Origin of the sequence: Bacillus sp. 204(2023) (assembly GCF_037027505.1) — a bacterium.
Classification (GTDB): domain Bacteria; phylum Bacillota; class Bacilli; order Bacillales; family Bacillaceae; genus Bacillus; species Bacillus subtilis.
This window is the reverse complement of the sequence record NZ_JAXCHE010000004.1, coordinates 232,081-244,198: the sequence shown is the minus strand read 5'-3', so window position 1 is coordinate 244,198 and position 12,118 is coordinate 232,081. Positions and strand designations below refer to the sequence as shown.

12 protein-coding genes are annotated in these 12,118 nt (G+C 47.3%); all 12 read left to right on the top strand.

Annotation, left to right across the window (positions count from 1 at the left end; all coding sequences use genetic code 11):
- Window positions 1-133: 133 nt before the first annotated feature.
- A complete protein-coding gene (yxeI, locus tag WA279_RS10725; protein WP_336155387.1) occupies window positions 134-1,120 on the top strand; it encodes a penicillin V amidase in 987 nt (328 codons plus the stop codon).
- Window positions 1,121-1,552: 432 nt separating this feature from the next.
- A complete protein-coding gene (locus WA279_RS10720) occupies window positions 1,553-2,878 on the top strand; it encodes an LLM class flavin-dependent oxidoreductase (protein ID WP_251187498.1) in 1,326 nt (441 codons plus the stop codon).
- Window positions 2,879-2,891: 13 nt separating this feature from the next.
- Window positions 2,892-3,389, top strand: a complete 498-nt coding sequence (gene snaB / locus WA279_RS10715) for a sulfur-containing aminoacid acetyltransferase SnaB (protein WP_003227107.1) — start codon at window positions 2,892-2,894, stop codon at window positions 3,387-3,389.
- A gap of 24 nt (window positions 3,390-3,413) precedes the next feature.
- A complete protein-coding gene (locus tag WA279_RS10710) occupies window positions 3,414-4,208 on the top strand; it encodes an amino acid ABC transporter substrate-binding protein (protein WP_014665996.1) in 795 nt (264 codons plus the stop codon).
- Between the two features lie 22 nt (window positions 4,209-4,230).
- Window positions 4,231-4,905, top strand: coding sequence for an amino acid ABC transporter permease (locus tag WA279_RS10705; protein ID WP_015715006.1), 675 nt, complete (start codon window positions 4,231-4,233; stop codon window positions 4,903-4,905).
- A gap of 12 nt (window positions 4,906-4,917) precedes the next feature.
- Window positions 4,918-5,667 (top strand): amino acid ABC transporter ATP-binding protein, encoded by a 750-nt coding sequence (locus WA279_RS10700; protein ID WP_003243284.1) that lies wholly within the window; start codon window positions 4,918-4,920, stop codon window positions 5,665-5,667.
- A gap of 16 nt (window positions 5,668-5,683) precedes the next feature.
- Entirely contained in the window at window positions 5,684-6,826 is a 1,143-nt protein-coding gene (gene sndB, locus WA279_RS10695) for an N-acetyl-sulfur-metabolite deacetylase SndB (protein ID WP_336155386.1), read from the top strand.
- Complete coding sequence (locus WA279_RS10690; RefSeq protein ID WP_336155385.1) at window positions 6,823-8,160, top strand: MmgE/PrpD family protein; 1,338 nt, start codon at window positions 6,823-6,825, stop codon at window positions 8,158-8,160. The genes sndB and WA279_RS10690 overlap by 4 nt, the downstream gene beginning before the upstream one ends.
- Window positions 8,161-8,229: 69 nt before the next feature.
- Entirely contained in the window at window positions 8,230-9,342 is a 1,113-nt protein-coding gene (gene eutH, locus WA279_RS10685) for an ethanolamine utilization protein EutH (RefSeq protein ID WP_336155384.1), read from the top strand.
- 72 nt (window positions 9,343-9,414) lie between these two features.
- Window positions 9,415-10,242: a DUF1206 domain-containing protein gene (locus WA279_RS10680; RefSeq protein WP_015385093.1), complete on the top strand. Its 828-nt coding sequence runs from the start codon at window positions 9,415-9,417 to the stop codon at window positions 10,240-10,242.
- Window positions 10,243-10,374: 132 nt separating this feature from the next.
- Complete coding sequence (deoR, locus tag WA279_RS10675) at window positions 10,375-11,316, top strand: DNA-binding transcriptional repressor DeoR (RefSeq protein ID WP_243571709.1); 942 nt, start codon at window positions 10,375-10,377, stop codon at window positions 11,314-11,316.
- Window positions 11,317-11,421: 105 nt separating this feature from the next.
- Window positions 11,422-12,093, top strand: coding sequence for a deoxyribose-phosphate aldolase (deoC, locus tag WA279_RS10670; protein ID WP_003227127.1), 672 nt, complete (start codon window positions 11,422-11,424; stop codon window positions 12,091-12,093).
- The last annotated feature ends 25 nt before the right edge of the window (window positions 12,094-12,118 follow it).

Genomic DNA, 12,118 nt, shown 5'->3' with positions numbered 1-12,118 from the left:
AAGGCTGGATTTTTCGTTTTATTTGATGTAATGTCAATTCTTTGACGAATCTCTTTGACTTTCGTTATGCTGATAAAACAAGTTGTTCACAAAATGTATGATTTTAGCCTGAATTGAAAGGGGATTGAATCAGATGTGCACAAGTCTTACATTGGAAACTGCTGACCGGAATCATTTATTAGCGAGAACAATGGATTTTGCATTTCAGCTGGGGACGGAGGTCATTCTCTATCCACGGCGTTACAGCTGGAATAGTGAAGCTGACGGAAAGGCTCATAAGACACAGTACGCATTTATCGGTATGGGAAGAAAACTTGGTAATATTCTATTTGCAGACGGCGTTAATGAAAACGGTTTATCGTGTGCTGCACTTTATTTTCCGGGCTATGCAGAGTACGAAAAAACGATACGGGAAGACACTGTTCACATTGCCCCGCATGAGTTTGTGACATGGGTGCTGTCAGTCTGTCAGTCTTTGGAAGACGTAAAAGAAAAGATTCGATCTTTAACGATTGTAGAGAAAAAATTAGATCTATTGGATACAGTTTTACCGCTTCACTGGATATTGTCAGACCGGACGGGACGAAGCCTGACGATAGAACCGAGAGCAGACGGCCTCAAAGTCTATGACAATCAACCTGGTGTCATGACGAACAGCCCCGACTTTATATGGCATGTAACCAATCTGCAGCAATATACAGGAATCAGACCGAAGCAATTAGAGAGCAAAGAGATGGGCGGGTTAGCCCTTTCTGCTTTTGGCCAAGGCTTAGGAACTGTTGGCCTGCCGGGGGACTATACACCGCCTTCCCGGTTTGTCAGAGCTGTTTATTTGAAAGAACACCTAGAGCCGGCGGCCGATGAAATGAAAGGTGTAACAGCCGCTTTTCACATTTTGGCAAATATGACAATACCAAAGGGCGCAGTGATAACGGAAGAAGACGAAATTCATTATACGCAATATACTTCCGTGATCTGCAACGAAACTGGAAACTACTATTTCCACCACTATGACAATCGGCAAATCCAAAAAGTAAATTTATTTCATGAAGACCTTGACTGTTTGGAGCCTAAAGTGTTTTCTGCTAAAGCAGAAGAAAGTATTCTAGAACTTAATTAAGATTCAATTAGCTGATTTCGGTATGAATCCGGGATCAGCTTATTTTTTTATGTGATGTCTCAGCTTCTGAATGAGTGGGAAAATGGACCGTTCTACGACGGCGATCACGCGCGTTTATTAGCAAAGAGCAAAAGCGGCGGCAAAATGCGTATGGTCGGAAGTAGAGATAAGGTACAAGCTACATTTATATAAAACTTTGGATTAAAACGAGTCTCAGCATCAGACTGGTTTTGCCAGTATACAGGTTGCACAAATGCCGCCCCATGATTCTGCGAGATTCTTTTCAGCTTAAAAAGAAAAAATTAATCTCAACTCATTGACAAACTCGCAATACAAATGTACATTTTGATTTATTCATATTAAACGACTAGGAATATAGGAGTTTATTTTTCGGATTATTCAGCCTAAAAACATGATAAAAGGAGTATCAACATGACAAGCAAAAAGAAACAAATCAAATTAGGGGTATTTTTAGCAGGTACAGGCCATCATGTTGCGTCTTGGCGGCACCCGGACGCGCCTTCAGATGCGAGCATGAATTTGGATTATTTTAAAGAGCTTGCGAAAACAGCGGAGCGAGGCAAGCTGGATATGCTGTTTTTAGCGGACAGTCTTTCAATTGACAGCAAATCACATCCAAATGTATTAACAAGGTTTGAGCCATTCACCCTGCTCTCTGCTTTGGCGCAGGTCACATCAAAAATTGGACTGACTGCAACAGCCTCCACTACATACAGCGAGCCATTCCATATTGCCAGACAGTTTGCGTCATTGGATCATCTCTCCAATGGCCGTGCCGGATGGAACGTCGTCACTTCATCTATTGAATCCACAGCGCTGAATTTCAGCGGTGAAAAGCACCTTGAACACCATTTGCGCTATCAGCGGGCAGAGGAATTTGTCGAGATTGTAAAGGGGCTTTGGGATTCATGGGAAGAGGACGCCTTTATCCGTAATAAAGAAACGGGTGAATTCTTTGACAAAGAAAAAATGCACGAGCTGAACCACAAAGGAGACTATTTCTCGGTTCGCGGACCTCTGAACGTTTCAAGAACCCCGCAGGGCCAGCCGGTCATTATCCAGGCAGGATCATCAGGAGACGGAAAAGCGCTGGCTGCCAGAACAGCAGAAGTGATCTTCACAGCACAAAACCACCTGGAATCAGCTCAAGAATTTTATCAATCCATTAAAGAACAGGCAGCGGAATTCGGACGTGATCCAGAAAAAATTGCAATCATGCCGGGTATTTTCCCGATCATTGCCGATACAGAAGAAGCGGCGCAAGCCAAATACAAGGAGCTTCAAGATCTGATTATTCCATCTGTCGGTCTGCAAATTCTCCAAAATTACTTAGGCGGAATTGATTTGTCGGCATATCCGCTTGATGGGCCGCTGCCGAAGCTTGACGCAGAAGCTTCAAATGCTGTGAAGAGCCGCTTCAAGCTTGTTCAGGAGATGGCTGAACGTGACAATATGACGATACGAGAGCTTTACAAATACGTTGCAGGCTCCAGAGGCCACCATATCTTCGTCGGCACGCCGAAGCAGCTCGCCGACAAGATGCAGGAATGGGTGGATAAGAAAGCGTGTGACGGGTTTAACATCATGCCTCCGCTTCTCCCAGAAGGAATTGAAGTGTTTGTTGATCAAGTGGTTCCGATTTTACAGGAGCGCGGCGTGTTCAGAAAAGAATATGAAGGCACAACATTACGAGAGCACTTCGGTTTGGAAAAGCCGGTAAACCGCTATGCAAAGTAAGGAGGAACGCTAGATGAAGCCACAATACCGCCTTGCAGTTGAACGTGATGCCGAACAGCTTCTCGAGCTGACATTGCGGGCTTATGAACCGATTCGAAAGCTCGGCATTCGTTTTGCTGCCGCTCATGCGGATTTGGATTTGGTGCTGAAAAATATTCGGGAAAATGCTTGCTACGTCATGGAAGAAGACGGGCGGATCATCGCGACCATCACCTTGAGAATGCCTTGGGGAAAACAGCCGGGACCGTATGGCGTTCCGCATATCTGGTGGTTTGCTGTGGACCCCGACACCGGAAAAAAAGGAATCGGAACAAAGCTGCTTCAATGGCTGGAGGAAACAATCCTCCGCGATACGTTAAAGGTTCCGTTTGTTTCACTCGGAACAGCGGATAAGCATCCGTGGCTGATTGAGATGTACGAACGAAAAGGGTATGTCCGCTCAGGTGAACAAGACCTTGGAAAAGGGCATATCACAGTCTATATGAAAAAACAATTGCGACATGATCTATAAAAATAGAAAAGGCGGGAAAATCAAATGAAGATGAAAAAATGGACAGTGCTGGTCGTTGCTGCATTATTAGCGGTGCTCTCCGCTTGCGGCAATGGAAACAGCAGCAGTAAAGAGGATGACAATGTGCTTCATGTCGGTGCGACAGGACAAAGTTACCCATTTGCTTATAAAGAAAACGGAAAGCTGACAGGTTTTGACGTTGAAGTGATGGAAGCGGTCGCTAAGAAAATTGACATGAAACTGGACTGGAAGCTTCTTGAATTCAGCGGGCTGATGGGAGAGCTTCAAACAGGCAAGCTTGACACCATTTCCAACCAGGTAGCTGTGACAGACGAACGCAAGGAAACGTATAACTTTACGAAACCATACGCTTATGCGGGAACACAGATTGTCGTCAAAAAAGACAATACAGATATCAAATCAGCAGACGATTTAAAAGGGAAGACAGTCGCGGCCGTTCTCGGTTCAAACCACGCGAAAAACCTTGAAAGCAAAGATCCTGATAAAAAAATCAATATCAAAACGTACGAAACACAAGAGGGCACGCTGAAGGATGTTGCGTACGGCCGTGTAGACGCTTATGTCAACAGCCGAACTGTATTGATCGCGCAAATCAAGAAGACCGGTTTGCCATTAAAGCTTGCAGGAGATCCGATTGTTTACGAACAGGTTGCATTCCCATTTGCCAAGGACGATGCGCACGACAAGCTCCGCAAAAAAGTCAATAAGGCGCTAGATGAATTGCGTAAAGACGGAACACTGAAAAAACTCTCTGAAAAATACTTTAATGAAGATATCACAGTAGAACAGAAGCATTAAGAAACGGCGGTGAATCACCAGAATGAACACGATTGATTGGGAATTCATGATATCAGCGTTCCCGACTTTAATTCAGGCCCTTCCGATCACGTTGTTTATGGCTATAGCGGCTATGATTTTTGCCATTATCGGAGGACTTATTCTCGCACTCATTACAAAGAACAAAATTCCAGTGCTTCATCAGTTGTCAAAGCTGTATATATCCTTTTTCCGAGGCGTGCCGACCCTTGTGCAGCTGTTCTTAATCTATTACGGGCTGCCGCAGCTATTTCCAGAGATGAGCAAAATGACAGCTCTCACAGCTGCCATCATCGGGTTAAGCTTAAAAAATGCAGCATATTTGGCAGAAATCTTCCGGGCCGCCCTCAACTCTGTTGATGACGGGCAGCTGGAGGCGTGCCTGTCGGTCGGTATGACAAAATTTCAGGCATACAGACGGATTATTTTGCCGCAAGCGATCCGAAATGCGATTCCGGCAACGGGCAATACCTTTATCGGGCTCCTGAAAGAAACGTCACTGGCCTTTACATTAGGGGTCATGGAGATGTTCGCCCAAGGGAAGATGTACGCTTCAGGAAACCTCAAATATTTTGAGACGTACTTGGCGGTTGCGATCGTCTATTGGGTTCTTACCATTATCTACAGCATGTTGCAGGACTTGTTTGAACGTGCCATGAGCAAGCCATACCGGACTTAGAGGTGAAATCAGTTGATAACAGTAAAAAATATTCGCAAAGCGTTTAAAGATCTCGTCGTGCTCGACGGAATCGATCTAGAAGTGAAACGCGGAGAAGTGGTGGCAATCATCGGTCCGTCCGGTTCCGGAAAATCAACGCTTCTCCGGTGCTTAAATCTATTAGAGCGTCCGGATCAAGGCCTTATTGAAATCGGAGAAGCCAAACTGAATGCGGAAAAGTTTACACGCAAGGAAGCACATCGGCTTCGCCAGCAAACGGCCATGGTCTTTCAAAACTACAATCTGTTTAAAAATAAAACGGCTCTGCAAAACATTACAGAAGCTTTAATCGTGGCTCAACATAAACCACGCGACGAAGCGAAACGTATTGGAATGGAGATTCTGAAACAAGTCGGTTTGGAGCATAAGGCTGACAGCTATCCGATCACAATGTCCGGCGGCCAGCAGCAGCGAATCGGCATCGCCCGGGCGCTTGCGGTCAATCCGCATGCGATTTTGCTGGATGAACCAACGTCAGCGCTTGACCCTGAGCTCGTCACAGGGGTGCTTCAGGTCATCAAGTCCATTGCGGAAAAACAAACAACGATGATCATTGTTACACACGAAATGGCGTTTGCAAAAGAGGTTGCTGATCAAGTGATTTTTATGGCAGACGGCCATATTATCGAGCAGGGAACGCCAGAGGAATTGTTTGACCATCCGAAAAACGAACGGACGAAACGATTTATCAAGCAGGTGGGAGAGCCTGCAGAGCTTATATAAGAAGGAGAGAAGAACAATGGCCGACAAAGCGTTTCATACCCGTTTAATCAATATGCGGCGTGATCTTCATGAACATCCTGAACTGTCATTTCAAGAGGTTGAAACGACGAAAAAAATCCGCCGCTGGCTTGAGGAGGAGCAAATCGAAATACTTGATGTTCCTCAATTGGAGACTGGTGTGATTGCAGAAATCAAAGGACGGGAAGACGGCCCCGTGATAGCAATACGAGCGGATATTGACGCGCTCCCGATCCAAGAACAGACGAATCTCCCATTTGCATCTAAGGTTGATGGCACAATGCATGCATGCGGACACGATTTTCATACCGCTTCTATTATTGGCACAGCGATGTTGCTGAATCAAAGAAGGGCCGAGCTGAAAGGTACAGTCCGCTTTATCTTTCAGCCAGCCGAAGAAATTGCCGCAGGAGCAAGAAAGGTTCTAGAAGCTGGCGTACTTGATGGCGTTTCCGCGATTTTCGGCATGCACAATAAGCCGGATCTGCCTGTCGGGACCATTGGTGTAAAGGAAGGTCCGCTCATGGCAAGTGTTGACCGGTTTGAGATCGTCATCAAAGGGAAAGGCGGACACGCCGGCATCCCGAATAACAGTATTGATCCAATCGCTGCAGCCGGGCAAATCATCAGCGGGCTGCAATCTGTGGTCAGCCGCAATATCAGCTCACTGCAAAACGCAGTCGTCAGTATCACAAGAGTACAGGCGGGCACGTCGTGGAACGTGATTCCAGACCAAGCTGAAATGGAGGGGACGGTTCGAACCTTTCAAAAAGAAGCGCGGCAGGCTGTTCCGGAGCATATGAGACGAGTGGCTGAAGGAATTGCAGCGGGCTATGGGGCACAAGCAGAATTCAAGTGGTTTCCTTATTTGCCTTCCGTTCAGAATGACGGCACATTTTTGAATGCGGCATCCGAAGCTGCGGCACGGCTTGGCTATCAAACCGTTCATGCTGAGCAGTCTCCGGGCGGAGAAGACTTCGCTCTGTATCAAGAGAAGATTCCGGGATTTTTTGTCTGGATGGGAACGAACGGGACGGAGGAGTGGCATCATCCGGCCTTTACACTGGATGAAGATGCCCTTACGGTTGCCTCTCAATACTTTGCGGAGCTGGCGGTTATTGTATTGGAGACCATCAAATGAGCAAACAAGGGCTGACAGCAGGTCTTGCAGCGGCTGTGAGAGCGTCACAACCTGAGCATTCAGTTGACGCGATTCGCGAAGCAAAAAAAGGATTACTTGATTTTACTGCCGCTTCATTCGCAGGAAGAGAAGATAAAGGAATTCAAAAGCTCCTCCGTCTGATAGAGGATGAAGGAGGCCGGCCCCTTGTTCCTATTATCGGACAGGGCAAAAAGGCCGCGCCATTACAATCCGCGATGCTGAATGGATTTATCGCCCATGCATTGGATTTTGATGATGTCCACTCCGATGTAAGAGGACACCCCAGTGCAGTCATCGTACCGGCCCTTATTGCTTCTGCCGCTCGCGGACATGACGAGCGGCTTCTTGGCGCTTATATTGTTGGTGTTGAAGTGATGGCACGGCTGGGAGAATCAATTGGCAGCCGACACTATGAAAAGGGCTGGCATAATACAGGAACACTTGGTGCGATCGCTGCCGCCTGCGCCGTAGGTTATGCTGAGGAGCTGACTCAGGAAGAGCTGGAAAAAGCGATTGGTTTTGCGGCTACGCAATCTGCTGGGATGAGGGTGCAATTTGGAACAGAAATGAAACCACTGCACGCCGGTTTGGCGGCTCAGGCTGGCTTGCTGGCCGTTAAGCTGGCCCAAACAGAATTTGGCGGGTCCCGCACGGCATTTGATGGAGAAACTGGTTTCTTCAGTCTGTACGGTGACGTTGAAAAAGCACAACACACTTTGCTAAACGATTGGGGGGCGCCGTGGAGAATTGTGCAGCCGGGTCTATGGTTTAAAATCTATCCATTTTGTTCCGCGGCACACCATGCTGCAGATGCGGTACGACAGCTTATCTCCGAAGAAACCATTTCTGCTGCCAATACCGAACGTATTGAAGTGATTTTTCCGCCAGGCGGAGATGCTGCATTGACGGAAAGATCTCCGAAAACTGGAGAGGAAGGCCGTTTCAGCGTTGAATATGTGATTGCTCTTGCTTTGCATGGACACGGCCTGACCGTTGAACATTTCAACAGCCAGCCGATCCCAAACGGCATTCAAACGACAATAGGGCATATTCAGCGCGTATATGACAATGCTACTCAGCCGGCTCCCCATGCCGTTCCAAAAGGCCGTTTCACGATTGTCCGGGCCTATTTATCAGACGGCCGGATTTGCGAAGCGCGTGTGGACTGCCCAAAAGGGGCGCCGGGAAATGAGCTGTCTGAAGAAGACATAATAGAAAAATTGACATTAACGGTTCCTCAAGAAAAAGCGCGGCGCATCATAACAGCCGTTGAAAAAGCCGATATAAAAGAATTTTTAGCTCATATTGAATAAGATCAACTCTATTCGGTGATTTCAGATGATATGATAAAACCAATCATACGTTTGAAAAAGGAGAAAACCATGACGGTGAATGACGCGGTTGTATTCATTTTGGCTGCCTTTTTACTATGGGGAGCGGCGGATTATTGTTTGGGAAACAGATGGGGGCTAGGCGAGCGGTTTGCGGACGGCTTTAAGGCTATGGGGCCGCTGGCGCTGTCCATGATCGGAATTGTGTCGCTGGCGCCCGTGCTGGCAGCAATCCTGATTCCCATTGTTGCTCCGTTTTACACAGCGATTGGCGCAGACCCCTCTTCCTTTGCGAACACCATTTTGGCGATTGATATGGGAGGATATGCGCTGGCTGGAGAAATGGCGAAAGATCCGCAGGCCGGGCTGTTTTCATGGGTGTTTTTAGGAACAATGATGGGACCGGCAATCGTCTTCACAATTCCCGTCACTCTTGGCATCATCGAAAAAGAGGACCATCCGTATTTTGCGAAAGGCATATTAATCGGGCTGTGCACAGTGCCGATCGGTTGCTTAATCGGCGGATTATGCGCAGGTTTTGACATCGGCATGGTAGGTAAAAATCTTCTGATCCCGAGTCTGTTATCTGCTGTGATCGCCTTTGGGTTATGGCGGTATACCGACAGTATGATTCGGTTGTTTCATTACTTCGGGAAAGCGGTCAGTGTGGTTGCGATTATCGGGCTTGCAGCTGTTTCTGTTGAAACGATGACCGGCATTGTGCTGATTCCGGGAATGGAGAATGTCGAGACAGGGATACAAACGACAGGGACGATCGCCATTGCCTTGGCAGGGGCGTTTCCAATGACGGCTTTTATTACAAAAACCTTTAAAAAACCGCTTCAGGCCCTGGGGAAACACCTTCATTTAGATGAGACAGCAACAGCAGGATTAGTGACCTCTTTGGCGCATCATATCCCGATGCTGGCTTCATTAAAGAATATGACGCCGAGAGGAAAGGTTATCAATGTCGCGTTTGCGGTCAGCGGCGCCTTTGTACTCGGCAGCCATCTCGGTTTTGTAGCTGGAATGAAAAAAGAAATGGCGGCGGCCATGATCATTGGGAAATTAGCAGGCGGAGTCACAGCTGCCGCAGCGGCTGCTTGGATGACACCTGCACAATCAGCTAAACAGCAAAAACGTATCTCAGCCAGCCATAGCTGAGGCAGGAGCTGTTTCAACTTTGTTCAATCGGGAATGTTACAGTAAAGATTTCTGTGAAAGAGGGTTGGACACATGGCGGTGAAAGACCGGTACATGTCAAAAATAAAACAGGAAACCAAGCCTTGGATCAAGCGATTCGGGAGGCTTGGTTATTTTGCATTCGGCGGCGTTTTTATTCTGCTTGGGGTTTTGGCTTTTATGACGGCTGCCGGGGCAGGCCGCGCGAAAGATTCGAGCGGAGCGCTCCAAACGCTATCACGCATGCCGTATGGGTCACTATTGCTTTTTTTAATAGGCATCGGCCTTATCGGCTATGTAATCTGGATGGTGTTAAGTGCGATCAAGGACACGGAGGGGCACGGAAACAGCAGGCGAGGCCTGTCACGGAGAATAGGAAACTTTTTCAGTGCCGCCGTTTACACATCCATCGCTTGGAATGCCTTGCGATTTGTGTTTGGCCAAGGGGACGGCGGCACTTCAGAACAGACGTGGTCCGCTTATGTATTGGCGCAACCGTTCGGCCAATGGCTCACAGGGCTTACGGGTGCGGGTTTTATCGTATTTGCGATTGTTCAATTTATGAAAGGTGTTCGGGCTGCTTTTATGAAAGAATTTGATACGTCAAAAATGAACAAACAAATGATATGCATCACAAAAAACACCGGACGCGCAGGCAATATCGCCCGGGCCATTATTTTCTCGGCTATCGGCTATTTTCTCATCAAAACAGCCATGACCGCTGATCCCGACGACACAAGAGGCTTTGACGGCGCGCTCGCCGAACTCGCGCAGCAGCCGCATGGCAAATTGATTCTATCTATATTGGCGTTAGGCCTGATCCTATATGGAATGTACGCCATTATGAAAGGCATTTATCAGCATATGACCTGGGAGAAGTAAGCTCTGGGCAGGTCCGCGCCCAGAGCGTCGTTCAGTTTCTTAGAATCAGGTGGATGAAAGTCGGCGCCACCCTGTATAATAAAAGCAAATCAAAAGCAGTTTTATCAGGACTGATCCACAGGGAGGTGCAGAATGGATCGGGAAAAACAACAATTAAGCATAGAAGCGGCAAGGCTTTACTATCAGTCTGACTACAGTCAGCAGCAAATTGCTGAGCAGCTCAACATTTCAAGGCCAACCGTTTCCCGGCTGCTGCAATATGCAAAGGAAAAAGGATATGTCCAGATTCGCGTCATGGACCCTTTTGAGGATTTGGATGCGCTCGGTTCCATGCTTGAAGAGAAATATGGTCTCCTCGAGGCGCATGTTGTGTTTTCTCCGACACCCGATTATGCAGGAATTACACATGACCTAAGCCGCTATGGTGCAGAATATATGCATGAAACGGTAAAAGACGGCGACATTGTCGGCGTCAGCTGGGGAACCACCATGTATCAAATCGCGCAAAACATGCAGCCGAAGCAAGTAAAAGGCGTCGAGGTCGTCCAGCTAAAAGGCGGCATCAGCCATTCCCGGGTAAACACGTATTCGGCTGAAACGATTCAGCTGTTTGCAGAGGCTTTTCAAACGATGCCGCGCTATCTCCCGCTTCCAGTCGTGTTTGATAATGCGGATGTGAAGCGAATGGTGGAGAAAGACCGTCATATTGAGCGGATCATCGAGATGGGAAAGCAGGCGAATATCGCTCTCTTCACGGTGGGGACTGTCCGTGATGAAGCGCTGTTGTTCCGACTCGGATATTTTAACGAAGAAGAGAAAGCCCTGCTGAAAAAACAGGCCGTGGGGGATATTTGTTCACGCTTTTTTGATGCGAAAGGGAATATTTGCAGCAGCGCCATCAATGACCGGACCATCGGTGTTGAACTTGAAGACCTCAGACTGAAGGAACGCTCCATTTTAGTTGCCGGCGGAAGCAGAAAAGTATCTTCCATTCACGGAGCATTAACCGGAAAATATGCCAACGTTTTAATCATTGACCAGCATACCGCGAGGGCGCTTGTTAATGATTTGTGACACGTTCAAACCTTTCATTGAACAAAATTTCAATTACCAATTTACATATGTTCAAAAGTCGGTTATGCTAAAAAATATCTTAACAAAAAAGGAAGTGTGCGAAGGATGTCATTAGCCAACATAATTGATCATACAGCTTTGAAACCGCATACACAAAAAGCGGACATTCTAAAACTAATTGAAGAAGCGAAAACATACAAATTTGCTTCAGTATGTGTCAATCCGACATGGGTGGAGCTTGCTGCAAAAGAGCTTAAGGGAACTGGAGTCGACGTTTGTACGGTCATCGGCTTCCCGCTCGGTGCCAATACAACTGAAACAAAAGCGTTCGAAACAAAAGACGCCATTTCAAAAGGCGCCACTGAAGTGGATATGGTCATTAATATTGCCGCTTTAAAAGACAAGGAAGACGATGTGGTTGAAGCGGATATCCGCGGTGTAGTGGAAGCTGCAGCCGGAAAAGCGCTTGTCAAAGTCATTATCGAAACGTGCCTTCTGACTGATGAAGAAAAAGAACGTGCATGCCGTTTAGCGGTGTCTGCGGGAGCGGATTTCGTAAAAACATCAACAGGCTTTTCTACAGGCGGCGCAACGAAGGAAGATATCGCCTTAATGCGCAAAACAGTAGGGCCTGATATCGGCGTGAAAGCATCTGGCGGCGTCAGAACGAAAGAAGATGTAGACACAATGGTAGAGGCCGGAGCAAGCCGAATTGGCGCCAGCGCAGGCGTTTCTATCGTAAAAGGAGAAAATGCATCAGGCGGAGACAACTATTAAGAGCTGACGGAAGGCAGACTGCTTT